This is a genomic window from Actinomycetospora sp. ABD4_176 (assembly GCF_056311855.1).
In genome coordinates this window covers 2,895,121-2,917,911 of record NZ_CM149974.1, presented here as the reverse complement: position 1 = coordinate 2,917,911, position 22,791 = coordinate 2,895,121, and the positions used below count along the sequence as shown (strand labels likewise).

The 22,791-nt window shown below is 75.3% G+C and carries 19 protein-coding genes; 14 read left to right on the top strand and 5 right to left on the bottom strand.

Annotation, left to right across the window (positions count from 1 at the left end):
- Positions 1-89: 89 nt before the first annotated feature.
- Positions 90-1,739, top strand: a complete 1,650-nt coding sequence (locus ACYX4T_RS14115) for an AMP-binding protein (RefSeq protein ID WP_476015120.1) — start codon at positions 90-92, stop codon at positions 1,737-1,739.
- Between the two features lie 123 nt (positions 1,740-1,862).
- Complete coding sequence (locus ACYX4T_RS14110) at positions 1,863-2,249, top strand: cold-shock protein (RefSeq protein WP_476015119.1); 387 nt, start codon at positions 1,863-1,865, stop codon at positions 2,247-2,249.
- Between the two features lie 73 nt (positions 2,250-2,322).
- On the opposite strand, the gene ACYX4T_RS14105 is transcribed toward ACYX4T_RS14110, so the two are convergent.
- From ACYX4T_RS14105 to ACYX4T_RS14095, 3 genes are all read right to left on the bottom strand, one after another.
- Positions 2,323-4,137, bottom strand: coding sequence for a ricin-type beta-trefoil lectin domain protein (locus tag ACYX4T_RS14105; protein WP_476015118.1), 1,815 nt, complete (start codon positions 4,135-4,137; stop codon positions 2,323-2,325).
- Between the two features lie 138 nt (positions 4,138-4,275).
- On the bottom strand, positions 4,276-4,794 hold the full coding sequence (locus ACYX4T_RS14100) for a DUF2771 family protein (RefSeq protein WP_476015117.1): 519 nt from the start codon (positions 4,792-4,794) through the stop codon (positions 4,276-4,278).
- Between the two features lie 7 nt (positions 4,795-4,801).
- Positions 4,802-6,340, bottom strand: coding sequence for an MFS transporter (locus ACYX4T_RS14095; protein WP_476015116.1), 1,539 nt, complete (start codon positions 6,338-6,340; stop codon positions 4,802-4,804).
- A gap of 121 nt (positions 6,341-6,461) precedes the next feature.
- Between ACYX4T_RS14095 and ACYX4T_RS14090 the strand changes: the two genes are divergently transcribed.
- The 3 genes from ACYX4T_RS14090 (at position 6,462) to ACYX4T_RS14080 (ending at position 11,319) form a co-directional block, all read left to right on the top strand.
- On the top strand, positions 6,462-7,301 hold the full coding sequence (locus tag ACYX4T_RS14090; RefSeq protein ID WP_476015115.1) for a DUF3027 domain-containing protein: 840 nt from the start codon (positions 6,462-6,464) through the stop codon (positions 7,299-7,301).
- A 29-nt stretch (positions 7,302-7,330) separates the two neighbouring features.
- Complete coding sequence (locus ACYX4T_RS14085) at positions 7,331-10,423, top strand: sacsin N-terminal ATP-binding-like domain-containing protein (protein ID WP_476015114.1); 3,093 nt, start codon at positions 7,331-7,333, stop codon at positions 10,421-10,423.
- 62 nt (positions 10,424-10,485) lie between these two features.
- On the top strand, positions 10,486-11,319 hold the full coding sequence (locus tag ACYX4T_RS14080) for an NmrA family NAD(P)-binding protein (RefSeq protein ID WP_476015113.1): 834 nt from the start codon (positions 10,486-10,488) through the stop codon (positions 11,317-11,319).
- A gap of 15 nt (positions 11,320-11,334) precedes the next feature.
- On the opposite strand, the gene ACYX4T_RS14075 is transcribed toward ACYX4T_RS14080, so the two are convergent.
- Positions 11,335-11,601, bottom strand: a complete 267-nt coding sequence (locus tag ACYX4T_RS14075; protein ID WP_476015112.1) for a DUF2530 domain-containing protein — start codon at positions 11,599-11,601, stop codon at positions 11,335-11,337.
- Positions 11,602-11,688: 87 nt separating this feature from the next.
- Between ACYX4T_RS14075 and ACYX4T_RS14070 the strand changes: the two genes are divergently transcribed.
- The 4 genes from ACYX4T_RS14070 (at position 11,689) to ACYX4T_RS14055 (ending at position 16,094) form a co-directional block, all read left to right on the top strand.
- The gene (locus tag ACYX4T_RS14070; RefSeq protein ID WP_476015111.1) at positions 11,689-13,125 is read left to right on the top strand and encodes an NCS2 family permease; all 1,437 of its coding nucleotides are present in this window, start codon (positions 11,689-11,691) and stop codon (positions 13,123-13,125) included.
- Between the two features lie 13 nt (positions 13,126-13,138).
- On the top strand, positions 13,139-14,200 hold the full coding sequence (locus tag ACYX4T_RS14065; protein WP_476015110.1) for a nitrilase-related carbon-nitrogen hydrolase: 1,062 nt from the start codon (positions 13,139-13,141) through the stop codon (positions 14,198-14,200).
- 218 nt (positions 14,201-14,418) lie between these two features.
- Positions 14,419-15,549, top strand: coding sequence for a dimethylsulfone monooxygenase SfnG (sfnG, locus tag ACYX4T_RS14060; protein ID WP_476015109.1), 1,131 nt, complete (start codon positions 14,419-14,421; stop codon positions 15,547-15,549).
- Positions 15,550-15,659: 110 nt separating this feature from the next.
- Positions 15,660-16,094, top strand: coding sequence for a YybH family protein (locus ACYX4T_RS14055; protein WP_476015108.1), 435 nt, complete (start codon positions 15,660-15,662; stop codon positions 16,092-16,094).
- 10 nt (positions 16,095-16,104) lie between these two features.
- On the opposite strand, the gene ACYX4T_RS14050 is transcribed toward ACYX4T_RS14055, so the two are convergent.
- Complete coding sequence (locus ACYX4T_RS14050; RefSeq protein WP_476015107.1) at positions 16,105-18,894, bottom strand: ATP-binding protein; 2,790 nt, start codon at positions 18,892-18,894, stop codon at positions 16,105-16,107.
- Between the two features lie 150 nt (positions 18,895-19,044).
- On the opposite strand from ACYX4T_RS14050, the gene ACYX4T_RS14045 reads away from it, so the two are divergent.
- The 5 genes from ACYX4T_RS14045 to ACYX4T_RS14025 all read left to right on the top strand — a co-directional run bounded on the left by ACYX4T_RS14045 (position 19,045) and on the right by ACYX4T_RS14025 (position 22,666).
- Positions 19,045-19,329, top strand: coding sequence for an ArsR/SmtB family transcription factor (locus tag ACYX4T_RS14045; protein ID WP_476015106.1), 285 nt, complete (start codon positions 19,045-19,047; stop codon positions 19,327-19,329).
- Positions 19,326-19,718, top strand: coding sequence for a VOC family protein (locus tag ACYX4T_RS14040; RefSeq protein ID WP_476015105.1), 393 nt, complete (start codon positions 19,326-19,328; stop codon positions 19,716-19,718). Before ACYX4T_RS14045 ends, ACYX4T_RS14040 begins: the two co-directional genes overlap by 4 nt.
- A gap of 85 nt (positions 19,719-19,803) precedes the next feature.
- Complete coding sequence (locus tag ACYX4T_RS14035) at positions 19,804-21,441, top strand: AMP-binding protein (protein ID WP_476015104.1); 1,638 nt, start codon at positions 19,804-19,806, stop codon at positions 21,439-21,441.
- Complete coding sequence (locus ACYX4T_RS14030) at positions 21,438-22,277, top strand: methyltransferase domain-containing protein (RefSeq protein ID WP_476015103.1); 840 nt, start codon at positions 21,438-21,440, stop codon at positions 22,275-22,277. Before ACYX4T_RS14035 ends, ACYX4T_RS14030 begins: the two co-directional genes overlap by 4 nt.
- Entirely contained in the window at positions 22,271-22,666 is a 396-nt protein-coding gene (locus tag ACYX4T_RS14025; protein WP_476015102.1) for a nuclear transport factor 2 family protein, read from the top strand. Before ACYX4T_RS14030 ends, ACYX4T_RS14025 begins: the two co-directional genes overlap by 7 nt.
- The last annotated feature ends 125 nt before the right edge of the window (positions 22,667-22,791 follow it).

Genomic DNA, 22,791 nt, shown 5'->3' with positions numbered 1-22,791 from the left:
TGACGGCGGGGCGACCGGCGTGACATCGTGGCCGCGACCACAGTGCATCGGAACAGTGCTCGCACACGTGCTCGCCCCGGAGGTCTCCTGTGACGGCGCCCGCCCAGCCCCTCGTCCCCAGCTACACCTCGGGGATCTCGGACATCCCCCTGCTGGGGGACACCATCGGCGACAACCTGGACCGGACCGCCGGAGCGCGCCCGGACGCCGAGGCGCTCGTCGACCGGGCGCGGGGCGAGCGGTACACGTGGGCGCAGTTCGTGGCCGAGGTCGACGCGCTCGCGCTGGGCCTGCTCGAGGCCGGGGTGGCCGTCGGCGACCGCGTGGGGATCTGGGCGCCGAACTGCGCGCCGTGGACGCTGCTGCAGTACGCGACGGCGAAGATCGGCGCGATCCTCGTCAACATCAACCCGGCCTACCGGACCCACGAGCTCGCCTTCGTGCTCGACCAGGCGGGCATCTCGCTGCTGGTCGCCGCGCGCAGCTTCAAGACCTCCGACTACGTCGCGATGATCGACGAGGTCCGGCCCGAGCGGCGGGCGCTGCAGCGGGTCGTGATCATCGACTCCGACGAGTGGCACGGCCTGTTCGACCGCTCCGGGGACACCTCGCGGGTCCGCGAGGTGCAGGCGACGCTGACGCCGGACGACCCGATCAACATCCAGTACACCTCGGGCACGACGGGGTTCCCCAAGGGCGCGACGCTGTCGCACCACAACATCCTCAACAACGGCTTTTTCGTCGGGCAGCTCATCGGCTACGACGACACCGACCGCGTCTGCATCCCGGTGCCCTTCTACCACTGCTTCGGCATGGTCATGGGCAACCTCGCGTGCACCAGCTCGGGCGCGACGATGGTCATTCCCGCGCCCGGGTTCGACCCGACGCTGACCCTCGAGGCCGTCGCGCAGGAGCGGTGCACCTCGCTCTACGGCGTGCCGACGATGTTCATCGCCGAGCTGGGGCTGGAGGACTTCGAGTCCTACGACCTGACGAGCCTGCGCACCGGGATCATGGCCGGCTCGCCGTGCCCGATCGAGGTGATGAAGCAGGTCGTCGAGCGGATGGGCATGTCCGAGGTCGCCATCTCCTACGGCATGACCGAGACCAGCCCGGTGTCCACGCAGACCCGGGTCGACGACTCGCTGGACCGCCGCGTGTCCACCGTCGGGCGCACGATGCCCCACCTCGAGTCGAAGATCGTCGACCCGGAGACCGGGCGCACCGTGCCGCGCGGCACCCCCGGCGAGCTGTGCACCCGGGGCTACTCGGTGATGCTCGGGTACTGGGAGCAGCCCGACAAGACCGCGGAGGTCATCGACCGCGCCCGCTGGATGCACAGCGGCGACCTCGGCGTCATGGACGACGAGGGTTACATCAACATCACGGGCCGCATCAAGGACATGGTCATCCGGGGTGGGGAGAACATCTACCCGCGCGAGATCGAGGAGTTCCTCTACACCCACCCCGACATCGTCGACGCCCAGGTCATCGGGGTCCCCGACGAGCGGTTCGGCGAGGAGATCATGGCCTGGGTGCGTCAGAGGCCGGGCACCGAGCCGTTGACCGCCGAGGCGCTGCGCGAGTTCTCGAGCGGCAGGCTCGCGCACTACAAGATCCCGCGCTACGTGCACGTCGTCGAGGACTTCCCGATGACCGTGACCGGCAAGGTCCGCAAGGTCCAGATGCGCGAGGAGGCCGTCGAGCTGCTGGGCCTCTCGCGGAGCCCGACGGCCTGAAACCGGCACGACGGCGTCCTGACAGCGGATTCGTGGTGGCCGCGCGGGGATAAACTGGATGCCTGCGCTCCGGCACGGCCGCCGGGGCGCTTTGTCGTGGGTGACGCAGGACGGGAGACGACGGTGCCGACCGGCAGGGTCAAGTGGTACGACGCCGAGAAGGGGTTCGGCTTCCTCTCGCAGGAGGGCGGGGCGGACGTCTACGTGCCCAAGGGGGCGTTGCCCCGCGAGGTGGAGACGCTGAAGTCCGGGCAGCGCGTCGAGTTCGGGATCGCCGAGGGCCGGCGCGGGCCCCAGGCGCTGCAGGTCCGGCTCGTCGACCCCGCGCCGTCGGTGGCCGAGGCCGCCCGCCGCTCGCCCGACGAGCTCCACGGCCTCATCGACGACATGATCAAGATCCTGGAGGCCCGCGTGCAGCCCGAGCTGCGCCGCGGCCGCTACCCGGACCGGCGGCACACCAAGCAGCTCGCCGAGGTCGTCCGCGCCGTGGCGCGCGAGCTCGAGGGCTGATCCGCCGGGGCGCGCCGCACGCTCCGAGCGCCCGCCCGTGCCGGGGCACGGACGGGCGCTCGGGACGGGTGGTTCAGCTGCCCGGCACCGGCGCGGTGGTCGTCGGCGGGACGGGACCGCTGGTCGCCGTCGTCTGCGGGGCCGTGGGCACGGTCGGCGGGACCGTCACCATCGGCTGGACGAGCTCGGGCAGCAGCGGCTGGCGGGGTGTGCCGCCGCCGCCGATGCTCGAGGGCCCGTTGTTGTCGACGACGGACAGCGCGGTGCGGAGCTTCTGCAGGTCGCGGCTCCAGGCGTTGGCGTTGCTCGCGTAGATCTCGAAGTCGTAGCCCCAGTCGCCGCGGAACTGCGTGCGCATGTTGCCGCCCGGCCCGTTCTCGGCGTTGAGGGCGAACGACGGGCCGCTGGTGTCGTCGACGACGTAGGCGCCGTAGTTCTGCAGCGTCCAGGCGATCTGGCGGGCGGGCTCGGTCTGCAGGTTCAGCGAGGCGATGCTCGTGTTCGCCGGCAGCGCGAGCAGCGCGCCCATGCGCATGGCGGTGTTCTGGTTGTTGGTCGCCTGGCCGTACCAGGTCACCGCCCGCGAGTCCGACTTCACCGCCGGCCAGCGGAAGCACTCGGCGCGCGTGGGACCGCAGACGCCCAGCTCGCCGCGGGCGTACAGGTTGATCTTCAGCGCGTGGCGTGGGCCCTGCTGGCCGGGGCGCAGCTCGCCGATGCGGATCGACCCGCCCAGCGCGCTCATGCCCGACCCGCCGTGCGAGCCCTCGATGCCCGGGCCGTAGATGTCCTGGTCGGGGTAGCGGACGTAGCTGGTCGCGGGCCCGCCCGCGCGGCACCGCGCGAGCGGCTGGGGCGAGATGATCGTGCGGCCGTCGGCGGCGAGGATCGCGGCGCTCTGGTTCTTGTTGTCGCTGGGCAGGACGTAGCCCGACGGGATCGGCGCCCGGGCGAGCACGCGCGAGGGGTCGTTCTGGCAGCGGTCGCCGCCCCAGCCGCCCGAGCTGAAGAGGATGTCGGTCAGGGGCGCGGTCGGCGTGAGGATCAGCGGCTCGTCGTCGACCTGCGGGACGCGGGCGCCGGTGCTGCCGCCGGGCAGGGCGGGCAGGCCCGCGGGGACGTACACCGCGCCGCTGCCGATCGGCATGTTCCAGATCGACGTCGACGAGAACGGCTGGCGCAGCGGGTCGCGGCCGGCCGGCGGCGGGGTCGTGGTGGTCGGCGGGGTCGTGGTGGTCGGCGGGGTCGTGGTGGTCGGCGGGACGGTCGTCGTGGTCGTCGTCGGGGGGACCGTCGTGGTGGTCGTGGTCGTCGGCGGGACCGGCGTGGTGGTCGTGGTCGGCGTCGTGGTCGGCGTGGAGGCCGCCGGGACGGTCCAGCGCATCGCGGCCGTCGTGGAGCAGTTCGCCAGGACCGTGCGGGTGCCGTTGGTCGTGGAGTTGTTCAGCGGCGCGAGGCAGCGGAGCGCCTGCCGGTTGATCACGAGCCCGTCGGTGCGGATCACCCAGTGCTGGGTGTTGTTCGCCGGGTTGCAGGCGACGAGCACGACGTTGGTGCCGGCCGCGGTCCCGTTGTTCAGCGTGCCGAGGCAGCGCCCCGCGGGCGTCTTGATCGCCTCGTCGTTCGCCCACCGGCTGAACTGCTGGGCCTGGTTGGTCATCGGCCCGCAGGCGTTGATCCGGATGGTGTTGTTCGTCGTCGTGGCGTTGTTGAGGTTCTCGAGGCACTTGCCGGAGCCGTTGCGGAACTGGCCGAGGACGGTGGCCGCCTCGGCCGACGGCGCGACGGCGACGGTCGAGAACGTGAGCGCGGCGGCGACGAGGACCCCGAGTACGGCGAACCACCGCGAGGCGCGGCGACGGACGGTGACAGCACGCGACGTGACCATGTAGAGAATCCCCCCGAGAGTCCCCGATGCAGTCGCGCACGATGGCGATCTCCGTTACAGCCACCCAGAGCCGAACGAGTGAAAACGCCGTGCACCACTCGATCGGACGTCACTCGACGGGATCGGGGTCACGTCGGGTCACCGGTCGTCGACGCTGAGTACCCACGTCGCGCGCGTCGCGAACTCCAGACCGTTGGGGCCCTGGGTGATCCGCGCGCCGTACTGCTGGACCTCGGCACTGGTCAGCTGGTCGGGCGCAGCCGGCAGGACGAGCGTGAAGGTCGGGGTCGTGCCCGGCGCGAACACGGGGCTGCGGCCCTGCTGCGTGGCGCCTGTGGAATCACGGAACGTGAACGCGAGCTGCCACGGCGTGCTCGCGACCTCCTCGGGCACCGTGACCGTCAACGGCGTGTTCGGCGGGACCGGCAGGACGGCGGTCGCCTCCGGGTCGTCGCCGCACTCGGTGACTCCGACGTCGCAGAACTGGGTCGCGCCCACGGTCGCGGTGGCCCCGCCCGCGGCGAAGGTGACCTCGCCCGGGGACGAGGGCCCGGCCGTCGCACGCACGACGAGCACGACGACCACGGCCACGACGGCGACCAGCACGAGGGCGCCGACGACGAGCGTCCGGCGGGGGAGCGACCGCAGAGATGTCACAGCGACCTCACCGCCGTCTCCACGGGATCATCGACGACCCCCGACTGATCAGCACGGTCTGCACGGTACCGAGCGCCACGACGACGCCGATGACCGTGAACCCGATCCACCACGTCGGCGGCAGCAGCACGCCCAGCGCGCCACCGAACACCCACGACAGCTGCAGGATCGTCTCGGAGCGCCCGAACGCCGAGGCGCGGCCGGCCTCGGGCAGGTCGCGCTGGACGACGGCGTCGAGGCAGACCTTGAGCAGGGCGCTGGTGGTGGCGGCGACGAGGGCGCACACCGCCGCGCTCGCCAGCCCGGTGAGCACCGCCGCGACGACCACCGCCGCCAGCGCCGCGACGAGGCCCACGACGAGGAGCACGCGGGGCCGGTCGAAGCGCTGGCGGGCGCCGACGAAGTTGCCGAGGAAGCCGCCCGCCCCGGCCGCGGCGCCGACGATGCCGAGCAGCACGAGCTGGTCGCCGGGCGCGCCCTCGGTCTCGTTCTTGACGACGAAGGCCGCGAACAGCATGAGGAAGCCGGTCAGGCTGCGGATCGTGCCGTTGGCCCACAGCGCGGTGACGACGTCGCGGGACAGGGGGCTGCGGCGCGGGGCGTCCTCGGTGATGCCGGGCACCGGGAGGATGCGGGTGGGTTCCTCGCCCTCGGTGACCTCCACCCAGGCCGGGATGCGCAGGCACAGCCACACCGCGGCGAGGCAGATGACCGCCGTGAGCCACGCGGCGCCGGGGGAGCCGAAGAGCCAGGCGACGCCGGCCGCGACCGCCCCGGCCACCCCGGAGGCGATCAGGCCGAAGACGGTGAGCCGGGAGTTCGTCGTGACCAGCGTGATGCCCGGTGGGAGCACGCGGGGCGTGACCGCGGCCTTGAGCACGCCGAACGACTTCGAGAGCACCATGATCCCCAGCGCCGCCGGGTACAGCGCCCAGGTGTCCATGTACAGGGCGAGCACGACCGCCAGCGCGCCCTGGCCCGCGGTCGACGCCGCCATCGCCGCGCGCCGGCCCTGCTGCAGCCGGTCGAGCGCCGGCCCGATCACCGGCGCGACCAGCGCGAACGGCGCGACGGTGATGAGCAGGTAGAGCGCCACCCGGCCCTTGCTCTCGGCGCTCGCGGCGGAGAAGAACAGGGTGTTGGCCAGCGCGACGGCGAGCGTCGCGTCGGAGGCGTAGTTGGCCATCCAGGCGTAGGTCAGCGCCGTGAGCCCGGAACGGTCGGCGCCGTCGGCGGACGCGGCGCGGTGGAAGGCCTGTGCGCCGCGGCGGGTCAGGTGCCGGGCCCGCCAGGCGGCGACCCGGGTGACGGTGATCTTGCGGGGGCCGGGGTGGTCGTCACCGTCGTGCGGGCGGGCGTCCGCGGCGCGGGCGTCGTGCCGGGTCTCGGCGCGCGGGTCGAAGCGGGTGGAGTACCGGGTGTCCCGGTCGCCGGGGGGCTCGGCGGGACCGGCGGGCTCCCCCTCGGGGAAGGGCCGCGTGGACCGGGGCGTCGGCGGCAGGCGCTCGGGCCGACGGCGCGGCGGCGGGCCGTACGGTCCGGTCACGGGTCCATGATGACCGACGTACGACCCCGATCGGGACACCCTCGGTGACCGGCCGCCGACCGGGAGTGGCCGGTGCCCGCCCGGCTCCGCCGCCCGGCGGTGTGGCGGGCACAATCGTGGCGTGGTCCCCGAGCTCGCCGACCCGGCCGTCCCGTCCGCCACACCGTCGGACACACCCTCCGACGTCGCCGCCCACCTCCGCGGAGCGGCCGACCTCGCGCGCGCCGCCGCCGTCGAGACCGCCGACGGCGAGGCCGGCCAGGTCGGCGAGGCCGTCGCGATCCGCGCCGAGGACGTGCCCGACGCCGCGACCCACTACTTCGCGGCCGGCAAGCCGGGCTACCGCGGCTGGTACTGGGCCGTGACCGTCGCCGGGCCCGAGGGCGACGTGAACGTCAGCGAGGTCGTGCTGCTGCCCGGGCCGGAGTCGGTCGTCGCACCGACCTGGGTGCCGTGGACCGAGCGCCTGCGCGCCGACGACCTCGGCCCCGGCGACCTGCTGCCCGTCGAGGACGACGACGAGCGCCTCGTGCCCGCGTACGCCGCCCTCGACCCCGACGAGGAGGACGCCGAGGACCCCGAGCCCGGCCCCGGGGTCCGCGAGGTCGGCGACGAGCTCGGCATGGGCCGCCCGCGCGTGATGAGCCGCGAGGGGCGCCTGGACGCGGCCGTGCGCTGGTCGGACGGCGACTTCGGGCCCGGCGCCGACATGGCCCGCGCGGCCTCGGCGCACTGCGGCACGTGCGGCTTCTACCTGCCGGTCGCCGGCTCGCTGCGCGCCGCGTTCGGGGTCTGCGGCAACGGCAACGTCCCCGCCGACGGGCACGTGGTGCACGCCGAGTACGGCTGCGGGGGCCACTCCGAGATGCAGGTCGACAGCGGCTCGGTCATCGCGGTGGCGGACCTCGTCTACGACGACGGCGTCGAGATGGAGCCCGAGACCACCGGTTCGGGCGGCTGAGGACGCGACAGAGCGGGGACAGGGGAGCCGTGACCCCCGATCCCTTCGGCACCGCCGCGCTGCGGCAGGCCGTCCTCGACGCGTGGTCGGCCTCGCCGGCGCGCTTCCGCGAGGACGCCAACGCCGAGGAGGACCTGCTCCGCGGCGGGTACCGCGACCGCTGGTTCGTCGAGCTCGCCCAGAACGCCGCCGACGCCGCCGAGCGGGCGGGGGTGACGACCACGCTGCGGATCCGTGTCGTCGACGGTGCCCTCCAGGTCGCCGGGGCGGGCGCGCCGCTCGACGCCGACGGCGTCGCCGCGCTCGCGTCCCTGCGCGCGTCGGCGAAGCGCGGGGACGGCGGGGTGGGCCGCTTCGGGGTCGGGTTCGCGGCGGTCACCGCGATCAGCGACGCCCCGCGCGTCGTCACCCGGCGCCCGGACGGGACCGTCGCCGGCGTCGCCTTCGACCGCGCCCGCACCGCCCGCGCGGTCGCCGCGGCCGGGGTGCCGGCGCTGGCCGACGAGCTCGCCCGCCGCGACGGCGCGGCCCCGGCGCTGCGGCTCGCCTGGCCCACCGACGCCGACGAGCCGGCCCCGCCGCCGGGCACCGACACCGAGGTCCGCCTCCCGCTGCTCCCGGGCCTCGACGCGGCGGACCTCCTCGCCGCCGCGGCGACCCAGGCGCCCGACCTCCTGCTCGCCCTGCCCCCGCTGCACGCGGTCGACCTGCCCGGCGGCGTCGTGGCGCGCACCGGGGACGGGGACGTCGTGCGGGTCGGCGACCGCGCCTGGCACGTGCTGCGCGTCGAGGGCACGGTCCCCGCCGACCTCCTCGCCGGGCTCGCCGTGGAGGACCGCGCGCGGACGGGGTGGCGGGCGACGTGGGCGGTGCCCGCCGACGGGACGCCCGCCGGCCCCGAGGTGCTGCACGCGCCGACCCCCACCGACGAGCGCACCACCCTGCCCGCGCGCCTGCTCGCCACCGTCCCGCTCGACCCCGACCGGCGGCACGTGCGCCCCGGCCCGGTCACCGAGCACGTCCTGCGCGCGGCGGCGGCCCGCTACCCCGACCTCGTGCGCGCCCGGCCCGTCGAGGAGCGCCCCGCGCTGGTGCCGCTGCCCGCGCTGCCCGCGGCGGCGGTCGACGCGACCCTGCGCGACGCCGTGCTCGAGGGGCTGCGGACCTCGGCCTGGCTCGCGTCGGTCGCGGGCGAGGTGGACCCGGCCGGCGCCGGAGTCCTCGACCTCGACCCGACCGCCCCGCCCGACGCCCTCGCCGCGCTGGTCGAGCAGCTCGCCGACGTGCTGCCCGGCCTCCTCGACGCCCGGCTCGCCGCGCCCCGCCACGCGGCCGCGCTCGCGGCGGTCGGGGTCACGCGGGTCGGCCCGGCCGCGCTCGTCGACGCGCTCGCCGGGCTCGACCGCCCCGTCGCGTGGTGGCGCGCCCTGTACGCGGCCCTCTCGGCGCTGCCCGCGCTGGTGGCCCCCGGCGCCCGCGAGGAGCTCGCCGGCCTGCCGGTGCCGCTGGCCGACGGCCGGGTGGTGCGCGGGGTCCGCGGGGTGCTGCTGGCGCCGGGCGTGACCGGCACGGGCGGCGGCACCGACACCGACCTCGGCGCGCAGCTCGCGGCGGCCGCGGTCCCCGGGCTGCGGGTCGCCGCGCCGGATCTCGACGACGGCTCCGTCGACGGTCGGGCCGCCCGCGAGCTGCTCGTGGCGCTCGGCGCGCGCCCTGTCGAGGGCCCCGCGCTGCTCGCCGACCCGGCGCTGCGCGAGGCCGTCGAGCGCTCCGTCGACGACGCCGAGGCAGGCGGAGCGGGCGGCGACGCGCTCGACGCCCTCGGTGACCTGGTGCTGGCCCTCGTCGCCGCCGGGGGTGACGCCGACGCCGGGCTCGGCGCGGTGGCGCTGCGCGACGCCGACGGCGGGTTCCGGCGCGCCGACGAGCTCGTCCTGCCCGACGGCGCGCTGCGCGGGCTCGTCGACCCGGACGGCCCGCTCGGGGTGCTCGACCCGGCGGTCGCCGCGGCCCACCCCCGCCACGCGCTCACCGCCGTCGGCGTGCTCGACGGCTTCGCGGTCCTGCGCGACGACGCCCCCGCGGGCCCCGACCACGACCTCGACGACGAGGAGACGTGGTGGGCCGAGGAGGTCGACCCGGTCGCCGAGCGCCTCGACGGCCCCGACGGCCCCGACGGCCCCGACGGCCCGGCGCCGGGGCCGATGGTCGCCGTGCGCGACCTCGAGCTCGTCGCCGACGACCGGTGGGACGCGGCGTGGACGGTGCTGGCGGGGGACCGGGACGTGCGCGAGGCCCTGGGCGGCGCGCGTCCCGTGGGCGCCGCCGGCGACGACGGCCCCCGCCCCTACACCGCCTGGTGGCTCGGTCGGCACGGACGCCTCGCGGGCCGCCCGCCGACGGCCTGGCGGCTGCCCGGCGCGAGCGCGGTGGCCGGGCTCTGGGACCCGGTGCCCGACGCCGTCGCCGCGCGCCTCGACCCGGCGTTCCTCGCCGCGGTCGGCGTGCGGACGCGGGCGCGGGTGGCGTGCGCCGACGACGCCACGGACCTCCTCGCCCGCCTCGCCGACCCGGCGCGCGCCGTGCCCCCGGCGCGCGCCGCGGCCGCGCACACCGCGCTCGCCGAGGCGGTCGCCGCCGGCCGCGTCAGCGTCGCCGACGTCGAGCCGCCCGACCGCGTGCGCACCGCCGACGGCCTGGTGCGTGACGCCGACCCCGCCCGCGACACCCCGCCCGCGGTGCTCGACCGCGCGCAGCTCGCCGGCGTGCTCCCGCCCGCGGTCCTCGTGCTGCCCGGCGCCGGCGACGCGGCGGTGCTCGCCGACCTCCTCGACCTCGCCCGGGCCTCCGAGCGCGTGCGTGTCACCGTCCGCGAGGGCGGGCGCGCGGTCCCGTGGGAGGAGCTGCCCGCCGCGGTGGCCTGGGCGGCCGCGCTCGGGCAGCCGCTGCCCGACGGCGCGCTGGTCCTGCACGAGCGCCTGCGGGTGCTGGTCGTCGACGGCGAGCGCGGTGGCGCGCCCGTCGAGTACACGCCCTCGGCGTGGGTCGACGACCGGGGCGTCACGCACGCCGACGACCCGGTCCGCGGACTGGTCGCCGCCCTGGCGCGAGCGCGTGAGTAGCGGACCGAACCTGTCCGCCCCTGCCGCGATGCTCGTCCCGTAGCCGAGACGAGGAGGACCGCATGACGATCCTGGTGGCCGGGGCGACGGGCACGGTGGGGCGCTCGCTGGTGACGCAGCTGCTGGCGGCGGGGCACGCGGTGCGCGCGCTGACCCGCGACCCGGCACGCGCCGACCTGCCCGCGGGCGCGGAGGTCGTGCGCGCGGACCTGACCGACGCGGGGACGCTCGCCGGCGTGTTCGACGGCGTCGAGGCCGCGCACCTCATCACGTTCGGCGGGGACTTCGCGGCGACCCTGGAGAACGGGCCGGAGATCGTCGACCTGCTGGTCCGGGCCGGCGTCGCGCGCGTCAGCGTCCTCGGCGGCTGGGACACCGGCACCCTCGAGCCCGCCCTCGACGCGGCCGGCGTGCCGTGGGCACTGCTGTCGCCGGTCGAGTTCATGGCCAACACGCTCGACCACGCCCCGGCGATCCGGACCACCGGCGAGGTACGCGTGTACGACCGCGGGCGCACGAGCGCCGCGGTGCACGAGGCCGACATCGCCGCGGTGGCCCTCGCGGTCCTCACCGGCGCAGCGCCGACCGGCCGGGGCTACGTCCTGACCGGCGGCACGGCGGTCACCCTCGCCGAGAAGCTGGCCGCGGTCTCCGAGGCGATCGAGCAGGAGGTCGTGCTCACCCGCCTGTCCGAGCAGGAGGCGCGCGCCGACCTCGCCGCCGCCGGCATGCCCGCCGAGCTCATCGAGTTCACGATGGCGCTGGAGAACGACCCGCCGCCGGTCGGCTCGGTCCCCGTCGACACGGTGGCCACGGTGACCGGGCGGCCGCCGCGGACCTTCGCCGACTGGGCGCGCGACCACGCCGACGCGTTCCGGGCACCCGTCCGCGCCTGACCTACAGCACCGGACCTACAGCTTCTGGGCCCACTTGACGCCGCGGCGCACGGCCCGGCGCTGGAGCCCGAGGACCAGCAGCCCGATCCCGCCGAGCGCGACCCCGCACAGCGCCGCGGCGAACCACACGTCGAGGGGGCGGACGCCGGTCGCCGCCAGGACACCCAGCACCACGGCGACGGCCACCCACACCGCCGAGCCGGCGAGGACGGCCGGCACCGGGTCGGTCAGCCGCCGGGGCAGCGGCGGCGGTTCGGCGTGCAGATCGAGGCGGCGGGCCACGGGGGAGACCCTACGTGGTGGAAACACCGTGTTGCGCCACGCAGATCACAGACATGAAAGGCGTGTGATGCGGTTAGCCTGCGCGCCGTGTTGCAGCGCTTCTTCCGCCTGAACGAGCGGGGGACCACGGTCGGCCAGGAGGTCCGCGGCGGCGTCGTCACCTTCGTGACGATGGCCTACATCGTGGTCCTCAACCCCCTGATCCTCGGGAGCATCGACCCCTCCTCGCCGTCGGCGAAGCGCGACGTGCTGGGCATGACCCTCAGCGTGCCCCAGGTCGCCGCGGTGACGGCGCTGGTCGCGGGGGTCATGACGATCATCTTCGGTCTCGTCGCCAACTTCCCGTTCGCGATGGCGACCGGCCTCGGCATCAACACGCTGGTCGCGGTGACGATCGCGCCGCAGGTCACGTGGCCGGAGGCGATGGGCCTCGTCGTGGTCAACGGCCTGATCATCGTGATCCTGGGTCTCACCGGCTTCCGCACCGCGGTGTTCAACGCGATCCCCGATCCGCTCAAGATCGCGATCGCGGCCGGCATCGGCGCGTTCATCGCGTTCATCGGCCTCGTCGACGCCGGGTTCGTGCGCCGCCTGCCCGACGCCGCCAACACCACGGTGCCGGTCGGCCTGGGCATCGAGGGCTCGATCGCGTCCTGGCCGACGGCGGTGTTCTGCATCGGGCTGCTGCTCACCGGCGTGCTCGTGGCCCGCGGCGTCCGCGCGGGGATCCTCGTCGGTGTCCTCGCCACGACGGTGCTCGCGATCGTCGTCGAGGCCATCGTGGCGGTCGGGCCGTCGAACGGCACGAACCCGGTGGGCTGGAACCTCGGCTACCCGGGCCTGCCCGAGTCGATCGTCTCGCTGCCCGACCTCTCGCTCGTCGGCGACGTGTCGTTCGGCGCCTTCGCCCGGCTGCCCGCGCTGGCGGTGACGCTGCTGGTGTTCACGCTCGTGCTCGCGAACTTCTTCGACGCCATGGGCACGATGACCGGGCTGGGCCGCCAGGCCGGCCTGCTCGACGAGAACGGCCAGCTGCCGCGGATCGGGCGCGCGCTGGTCGTCGAGGGCGCCGGCGCGGTGGCCGGCGGCGCGGCGTCGGCGAGCTCGAACACCGTGTTCGTCGAGTCGGCCTCGGGCATCGCCGAGGGCGCGCGCACCGGTCTGGCCAACGTCGTCACCGGCCTGCTCTTCCTCGCCGCGATGTTCTTCACCCCGCTCTACGCCGTGGTGCCCGTCGAGGCGGCCGCGCCGGCCCTCGTCATCGTCGGCGCCCTGATGATCGGCGGGGTCCGCGACGTCGAGTGGTCGGACTTCTCCGTCGCCCTGCCGGTGTTCCTGACGATCGTCGTCATGCCGTTCACGTACTCGATCGCGAACGGCATCGGCGCCGGCTTCATCAGCTGGGTGCTGCTGCGCACCGCCACCGGCCGCGTGCGGGAGATCCACCCGCTGATGTGGGTCGTCGCCGTCGCGTTCGTCCTGTACTTCGCCGTCACACCGTTGCGGGTGCTGTTCGGACTGTGAGGTACTCGGGCCCGTGATCGAGCCCTACCAGGTGGTCGGCCTGGTCCCGACCATGCGCGGCATCCGCCACCGCGACGAGATCAAGGTCAACATCGAGCACCTCGAGCACCTGGCGAAGGCCGCCTCGTGGCTCTCGGCGATGGCCCTGCCCGTCCGGCTCATCACCATCCCCGAGGGCGCACTGCAGGGCTTCAACGACGAGGTCCTCGACCACGACCACGAGTGGTTCGCCCGCGAGTGCGCCATCGACATCCCGGGGCCGGAGACCGACGCGCTCGGGCGGCTCGCCGCGACCTACGACGCCTACGTCATGGCGACGGCGAAGGCGCGGCACCCCGAGTTCCCCGGACGGTTCTTCAACGTCGGGTTCGCGATCTCGCCGCAGCAGGAGATCGTGCTGACCCACTACAAGGTCACGCCGCTGCAGCCCGTGGAGCACTCGGTGACCCCGCACAACGTGTGGGACCGCTGGGTCGAGCTCTACGGCGACGGGCTCGACGCGTTCTACCCCGTCGCGGACACGGAGATCGGCCGGCTCGGCGTCATGATGGCCAACGAGGCGTCGTACCCGGAGAACGCCCGTGGCCTCGCGATGAACGGCTGCGAGGTCGCCTACCGCGGGCCCTACCCCCACCCGCACGCCGGCAACGGCTTCTACGAGATCCAGAACCGGGCCCGGGCGCTGGACAACAACATGTACGTCGTCGCGAACCAGGTCGGCACCTACTACCTGCACACCGACTCGGACGTCCCGATCGACACCTTCGGCTCGCCGAGCATGATCTGCGACTACCGCGGCACGGTGGTCGGCGAGGTCGGGTACGCCGGCCACTCCACCTACCTGGCGGGCACCATCAACATCCCGGCGCTGCGCGACTTCCGCGCCCGCGCCCAGTTCGGCAACTGGCTCAAGGACCTCACCACCGAGCAGTACCGGACGATCTACGCCGAGCCGATCTACCCGAAGAACCTCTACCTGGACCGCAAGCCCTACGACCACGCGGAGTACCGCCGCGAGGTCACCGAGAAGCAGATCGAGCTGCTGCACTCCCGCGACGTGTGGCGGCGCCCGTGAACCGGAATGTGACCGAGCCCCGGCTCCGGTTGACAGGGGCGCGCGGTACCGGAAGCGTCCCCGGGCGATGAGTTGGGCACTGCTGACGCGCCGCCGGCACGTCGACCACGGGAAGCTCGCGACGACTCTCTGTCGCTGAGCCCGTCCGTCCCCTCCTTCCCGTTCTCCGCGCGGCTCCCGCGCGTCCTCACACCCCCTCGACGAGGAGGTATCCCGACGTGTCCGTCGGCATCCCCACGAAGCCCCTGAAGTTCGCCTACTGGGTCCCCAACGTCTCGGGCGGCCTGGTCACCAGCGGCATCGAGCAGCGCACCGACTGGAACTGGGACTACAACCGCGAGACCGCCATCGCCGCGGAGAACAGCGGGTTCGAGTACGCCCTGTCCCAGGTCCGGTACATGGCGAGCTACTCGGCCGAGTACCAGCACGAGTCGACGTCGCTGTCGCTCGCGATCATGATGGCCACCGAGCGGCTCAAGGTCATGGCCGCGGTGCACCCCGGCATGTGGCACCCGGGCGTGTTCGCCAACTTCGGCGCCACCGCCGACCACCTCACCGGCGGCCGCTTCGCCACCAACGTCGTCTCCGGCTGGTTCAAGGGCGAGTTCACCGCCTTCGGCGAGCCGTGGCTCGAGCACGACGAGCGCTACCGGCGCACCGAGGAGTTCATCTCCTGCCTCAAGGGCATCTGGGAGCAGGACGACTTCACCTTCCGCGGCGACTTCTACCGCTTCCACGACTACTCGCTGAAGCCCAAGCCGCTGAACACGCCGGAGCGCCCGCACCCGGAGATCTTCCAGGGCGGCAACTCGACGGCGGCCCAGAAGATGGCGGGCCGGGTGTCGGACTGGTACTTCTCCAACGGCAAGGACTTCGACGGGGTCGTCGAGCAGCTCGACGTCATCAACGCGGAGGCGGCCGCCCACGACCGGTCGGTGAACTTCGGTCTCAACGGCTTCATGATCGTCCGGGACACCGAGTCCGAGGCCCGCGACACCCTGCGCGAGATCGTCGACAAGGCCAACGTCGAGCAGGTGAAGGGCTTCCGTGACGCCGTCGCGCAGGCCGGCCGGTCGGCGTCGGACGGCAAGGGCATGTGGGCGGAGTCGTCGTTCGAGGATCTGGTCCAGTACAACGACGGCTTCAAGACCCAGCTCATCGGCACCGCCGAGCAGGTCGCCGACCGCGTCATCGCGTACAAGAAGCTCGGCGTCGACCTCAACCTCCTGTGCTTCCTGCACGTGAAGGAGGAGATCGAGCAGTTCGGCGAGAAGGTGCTGCCGATCATCCGCGAGAAGGAGGCCGAGCTCGGAGACGCCGAGCCGGCCCCGGCGCTGGCGCAGGCCTGACACCTATGTGAGCACTTTCCGGGCCTATAGGCCCGGAAAGTGCTCACATGGGATCCTCGGGGTCCCGCCCCGACGCCGCGGGCCCGTGGGGCGGCGGAGGGTTCGCGGGCATGACGAGCACCCGAGCAGTCGACGCGCCGCCGGACTTCCTCGCGTTCCTCGACCGCGTGGACCGCGCCCTCGACGCCGTCTTCACCGGCGACCACCGGCCCTACGCGGCACTGTGGGCCGACACCGACGACGTCACGCTCTTCGGCGCCTGGGGCCCGATCGAGCAGGGCCACGAGGCCGTCACCCGCACCTTCGCGTGGGCCGCCTCGCGGTTCAGCGACGGCGTCATGGAGCCGTACGACCACCGGGTCGTCGCGGTCTCGGGCGACCTCGGCGCCACCGTGGGCTTCGAGCGGGGCACCGTCCGGATCGACGGCGGTCCGCCCACGTCGATGGTCCTGCGGGTGACCCACGGGTTCCGCCGCATCGACGGCGCCTGGTACCTGACCCATCGGCACGCCGACTTCCCGCCGCCCGACCAGCGCGAGGGCTAGCCGAGCAGGGCTACTCGAGCAGGGCTGCGATCTCGTCGCGCCCGGTCACGCCGAGCTTGCGGTACACGTGCCCGAGGTGGGTCTCGACGGTCTTCGTGGTGACGAACAACGCCTGGGCCACCTCGCGGTTCGACAGGCCGTCGGCGGCGAGGTCGGCGACGCGCCGCTCGGCGGCGGTCAGCGCCTCGGCGCCGGTCACGGCCACCCGCCGCGGGCGCGCCCCCGCCGCGCGCAGCTCCTGGCGGGCGCGCTCGACGAGCGGGTCGGCGCCGCACCGGCGCGCGAGGTCCTGCCCGGCGGCGAGCTCGCCGCGCGCCGCGACGCGCTGGTTGTCCCGGCGCAGCGCCGCCCCGAGGTCGACACGGGCATGCGCCAGCTCCAGGCGCGCGGGCGTGGGCTCGAGCAACGTGACGGCCTCGCGCAGCGGGGCGAGGGCGCCGCCGACCAGCCCGCGCACCCGCAGCGCGTCGCCCAGCGGCCGGGGCGCGGCGAACCGGCGCCCGGCGGCGACCGCGTCGTCGGCCGCGCGCACCGCGCCCTCGGCGTCCCCGAGCCGGTGGCGGGCGATCGCGAGCCCGGTGCGCCAGGGCAGCAGGCCGGGGTGCTCGATGCCGCGCAGCCGCAGCCGCTCCCCGCAGCCGGCGAAGTCGTCGCGGGCCTCGCCGGCGCGGCCCTGCGCGAGCCGCAACCGGCCCCGCGCGGCGAGGAGGTACGCCAGCCCCGTGGGGGCGTCGGCGGCCTCGAGGACGTCCGCGGCCTCGTCGACGGCGCCGCGCTCGACGAGCACCACGACCAGCCAGGCGAGCGTGTAGCGGCGGGTGTGCAGGCCGTGCTCGACGGCGAGGGCGTCGGCGAGGCGCGCGTCGGCCTCGGCCTCGACGAGGCGTCCCTGCAGGTAGCGGGCCTGCGTGCGCAGGACGCTCGCGGCCACGAAGTCGTACGTCGACCCCCGCCGCCGCGCGCCCGCGAGCATCGCCTCGGCGCACGCCCGGACGGGGTCGAGGTGGTCGATCGCGACGAGCACCATCGTCGCGGGCAGGACGACGCCCGGGTCCGGGGCGGGCTCGCGGAGGGTCGCGTCGAGCGCCTCGCGGGCGAGGTCCACCGCCGTCGAGTCCCGGGCGGTCTGCAGGGCGTCGAGGGCGGTGAACGCCAGCAGGGCGGGCCCACCGCGCGCCGGGAGCGGACCGTCGCGGCGCAGCGTGCGCGTCAGCTCGGCGGCCGCCGCCCGGCGGGCGGGGTCGCGGCGGGCGAGGCCCACGGTCGCGGCGGCGATCTCGGTGGCAAGCTCGCCGTGGTCCTCGTCGGCCAGGGCCGCCGCGGCCTCGTCGAGGACCTCCAGCGCGCGGCCGAACGCGAGCGTCACCGACAGCGCGCGGGCGAGCTCCAGGGCGATCAGCCCGCGCCGGCGGGGGTCCACGGCGGTCGCGAACGCCTCCTCGAGCAGCGCCACGCCCTCGCCGAAGGACACGTGGGCGGTCGCCGCGCCCAGCTCGTGCAGCACCGCGGCGCGCTCCTCGGCCGGCGGCGGCTCGGCCACGGCGCGCTGGAGGTAGGTCCGCGCGGTCTCCGGCGCGCCCTTGCCCAGCGCGACCCGTCCCGCGGCGCGCAGCCACGCGACGACGGTCGGGTCGCCGAGCGCCTCGGTGCGCAGGAGGTGCGCCGCCACCCGCTCCGCGCCGGCCCCGTCGGCGTCCAGCGCGGCGGCCGCCCGCCGGTGGGCGCGGTGGCGGGTCGCGGGGTCGAGCCGGTCGGCGACGGCCTGCTCGATCAGCGAGTGCCCGAACGCGAGCGGCCGCCCGGGACGCAGCAGGCGCGTGGCGGCGAGGGTGTCCGCGGCCCGGGCCACCGCGTCGGCGTCGAGCCCGGACACCGCGGCCACGTGCCGCAGCTCGGCCGCGGCCCCCAGCACGGCGACCGCGCCGGCGACCGCGACGGCGTCCTCGCCCGCCTCGCGCAGACGGCGGTCGACGAAGGTCGCGACCACCCCCGGCGCGAGCCGCGCGACCGCGCCGGGTGCGGCGAGGTCGGTCCGCGTCTCGGCGCCCGCGGCGAGCAGCGCGCGGACCAGCAGCGGGTTGCCGCCGGTCGCCTCGTGGCAGGCGTCGGCGACGGCCGGGGGCGCGTGCGGGAGGGCGTCGGCCACCAGCGTCGCGACCGCGTCCCGGCTGAGCGGCCCGGGGCGCAGCACCGTCGTCACCTCGGCCTCGCGCAACGCGTCGAGCACTGCGGGCTCGACGTGGTCCACGGGCGTCTGCACGGCCAGGACGAGGGCGACGGGCAGCTCGCCGACCCGCCGCGCCAGGTAGGCGAGCGCGCGCAGCGAGGCGGCGTCGGCGAGGTGGGCGTCGTCGACGACGAGCAGCACCGGCCCGCGCTCGGCGAGGTTGGCGACGAGCCAGTAGATCCCGTGCAGGGTGCTGGCGGGGTCGCGGGTCGCGTCGTCGCCCGGCCCCGGGGTGACGACGGGGGCGGCGAGGCGGGCCGCGCCGGCGAGGAGGCCGTCGGTGCGCGCCGGGTCGGTGAGCAGCGGCTCGAACAGCCCGCGCACGACGCCGAAGGCGAAGTCGCGCTCGAGGCGCCCGCCCCGGGCCGCGAGCACGGCGTGCCCGGCCTGCCCGGCGGCGACGGCCCGCGCCGCGTCCACCAGCCGGGTCTTGCCGATGCCCGGCGGGCCCTCGATCCACGCCAGCGCCCCCCGACCCTCGCCGGCGCCGCGCAGGACCGCGGCGAGCGCCGCCAGCTCGTGGTCACGCTCGAGGATGGCCGTGCCCCGCGCGGCCGGTGGCGTCAGCGTCACGGCGACACCTCGTGCTCTCCCGCGTCCCCCTGACGGCTGACCGTAGGCGGCGAGGGCGGCGACGACAATCACGCAAAGTGACCAACTCCGTGATGCGCAAGTCGTTGCTTACCCTTGAAGTGCAAGCAGTGACTTGCCTATCCTGACCGCATGGCGGACGTGTTCCACGCCCTCGACGACGAGACCCGGCGTCTCGTCCTCGACGGGCTCGTCGCCCGGGACGGCCAGACGCTCTTCGAGATCTGCAGCATGCTCGTGACCCGGCACGGGCTCTCCTCGTCCCGCCAGGCGATCTCCCAGCACCTGGCGGTGCTCGAGGACGCGGGCCTCGTCGTCACCGAGCGACGCGGCCGCTCCAAGTTCCACTACTTCGACGGCCGGCCGCTCGCCGCGATCACCGAGCGGTGGCCCACGACCCGGAAGGGGACCCCGTGAGGATCCGCCTGACCAGCGTCTTCGTCGACGACCAGCGTGCCGCGCTCGACTTCTACACCGACGTCCTCGGCTTCACCAAGCACCACGACATCCCCCTCGGCGACGACGCGTGGCTCACCGTCGTGTCGCCCGAGGACCCCGAGGGCCCCGAGCTCCTGCTCGAGCCCGCCGGCCACCCGGCGGTCAAGCCCTATCGCGACGCCCTCGTCGAGGACGGCATCCCGCTCGTCCAGTTCGCCGTCGACGACGTGGCGGCCGAGTACGAGCGGCTCACCGCCCGCGGCGTCGCGTTCACCCAGCCGCCGACCGACATCGGCAGCGCCGTCGTGGCGGTCCTGGACGACACCTGCGGCAACCTCGTCCAGATCGTGGCGATGAAGCCTGTCTGAGGCTTTCTCGGGGTCCGTCCCCGACGCCTCCGGCACCCGCGCGGACGTCTCCTGACGGCTCACCCCCGAGCGTCCGGAGGCCCGCATGTCCCGCGACCACGTCGTCCGCAGCCGCTGGCCCGCCCCCCGCGTCCCCGACGTGACGGTGCCGGACTTCCTGCTCGCCCACGCCGACGAGCACCCGGAGGCGACCGCGGTGGTCGACGGCCCGTCCGGGCGCGCGGTGACCTACGGCGAGCTGCGCCGCGACGTGCGCCGCTGCGCCGCGGGGCTCCGGGCGCGGGGGCTGCGGCCGGGCGACGTGCTGGCGATCGTGGCGCCCAACGGGCCGGAGTGGCTCGTCGCGTGCTTCGGTGCGATGATGACCGGTGGGGTGGTGTCGGGGATCAACCCGCTCTACACCGCCGACGAGATCGCCCCGCAGCTGCGCGACCACCACGCCCCGGTCGTGGTGACGATCCCGCCGCTCCTGCCGCTCGTGCGGGCGGCGATCGCGACGGCGGGCACCGACCCCGAGGTGATCGTGCTGGGGGAGGCCGCGGGCGCGACGCCGTTCGGGGCCGTGCTCGCCGCCGGCGGGGACGGCGCGGACGGCGCGGGCGGGCAGGTGCCTCACGGGCTCGTCGACCCCACCCGCGACCTCGCGGTGCTGCCCTACTCGTCGGGCACGACGGGGCTCGCGAAGGGCGTCATGCTGACGCACCGGGCGATCGTGACCAACGTCGAGCAGATGCTGACGGTGATGGGCCTGACCGGCGAGGACCGGTCGGTCGCCGTCGCGCCGTTCTTCCACGCGGTCGGGCTCAACGTCGTGGCGGGGGTGACGCTGCGCGCGGGCGGCGCCGTCGTCACCCTGCCGCGCTTCGACCTCGAGGCCTACCTCGGCGTCATCGAACGCCATCAGGTGACGGTCGCGGTGGTCGTCCCGCCGATCGCGCTCGCGATGGCCCGCCACCCGGCCGTCGACCGCTACGACCTGTCCTCGCTGCGCCTGCTCGGGTGCGGGGCGGCGCCGCTGTCCGCGGACCTGCAGCAGGAGTGCGCCCGCCGCGTCGGGTGTCCCGTCGGGCAGGGCTACGGCATGACCGAGGCCGTCGCCGCGATCACGCTCTTCGACGCCACCGCCCCGGTCGTGCCCGGCTCGGTCGGGGTGCTGCTGCCCGGCGTCGAGGCGCGCATCGTCGACCCGGTGACCGGCGAGGACGTCGGCACCGAGGGCAGCGGCGAGCTCTGGGTGCGCGGTCCGCAGCTGATGGAGGGCTACCTGGGCAACGCCTCCGCGACCGCGGCCACGATCGACGCGGGCGGCTGGCTGCACACCGGAGACCTCGCCCGCATCGACGCCGACGGCGACGTCTTCGTCGAGGACCGGCTCAAGGAGCTGGTCAAGGTCAAGGGCCTGCAGGTCGCCCCGGCCGAGCTGGAGGCGGTCCTGCGCACCCACCCGGCGGTCGCCGACGCCGCGGTCATCCCGGTGCCCGACGAGCGCGCCGGCGAGCGGCCCAAGGCGGTGGTCGTGGCGTCGGGGCCGGTCACGGCGGAGGAGATCGTCGCGCACGTGGCCGACCGGGTCGCGCCGCACAAGCGGATCGCCGACGTGGTGTTCGTCGACGCCATCCCCGTCTCGCCGTCGGGGAAGATCCTGCGCCGGCTGCTCGTCGCCCAGGACCGGGCCGGCGCGCTCGCCCCGGCCACGTCGACCCGTCCGGTGGCCGCGCCGTGAGCGTCCCGGCGAGCGGCGGTGCCTACGCGCTGCGGCTCTCCGACGACGAGCTGGCGCGCTACCGCCTGATGGCCGACCGCGCCCGCGAGCACGAGGCGGACCTCTGGGACCGCGCGGGGCTGCAGCCCGGCGCCCGCGTGGTCGACGTGGGCTGCGGCCCCGGCGCGATGTTGCTCGCGCTCGCCGACCGCGTGGGTCCGCACGGCGCGGTGGTCGGGGTGGACGCCGACCCCGAGGCCGTCGCGACGGCGCGCGCGGTCCTCGCCGACGCCGGGGTCCGCCGCGCGGGGGTGCGGCAGGGCCGCGCCGAGGCCACGGGCCTGCCGGCGAGCTCCTACGACGTCGCCTTCCTGCGCCACGTCCTCGCCCACAACGGCGGTGCCGAGCAGCGCATCGTCGACCACCTCGCCACCCTCGTCCGGCCCGGCGGGCACGTCTACCTGCTCGACATCGACGCGGCCGCCGCCGGTATCACCCCGGCGCTGCCCGACCTCGACGACCTGACCGCGCGCTACGAGCGTTGGCACACCGATCGCGGCAACGACGTGCGGGTCGGTCGGCGGCTGGCGTCCCTCGCCCGCGCCGCCGGGCTCGAGGTCGAGGCGTTCCGCGGCTGGTTCGACATCCAGCCGCTGCCCGTCGGTATCCGGGGCCCGGCGTGGGCCGCGCGGGACACGCTGGTCGCCGCGGGGCTCGCGGACGCCGGTGACGTCGCCCGCTGGGGTGCGGCGGCCGAGGCGATGGACGCGTGGAGCGAGCGGCCCGAGCTCATGATCGCGATCTTCGCGGTGGTGGCGCGCCGGCCGCGGACCGGGGAGGTGGAGGACGGATGCTGAGCCAGGACGCCGACGCGCGGACCCGGGCGGGGCTCCTGCGCTACCTGGAGGCCACGGGCGTCGACCCCGAGCTCGGCCACCAGATCTTCGCCGAGGACGCCGTGCTCGAGTTCCCGCAGTCCGGGGAGCGCTTCGTCGGCAAGCGGAACATCGTGGCCTGGCGGCGGCGCTACCCGGCCCAGGTCACGATGACCCTCCGGCGGCTGCTGGGCAGCGGCGACCTCTGGGTCGGCGAGGCCGAGGTCCGCTACGACGGCGGCGACGCGACCTACGGCGTGAGCATCCTCGAGCTCCGCGACGGCCTCGTGGCCCGCGAGACGATCTACGGCGGGCCGCCCTGGGAGGCCCCGGACTGGCGGGCGCCCTACCGCGACGGAGGCACGGGATGAGCGGCGACGGGACCTACCTGCTCGACGACGCCGCCGCCGAGGCGGCCGAGCGCTGACGCCGACCGGTCGTGGCCACGTGAGCGACGCCGACGGGCCCGGTCGTGCCGCTCACGTGGGCGTCCTCT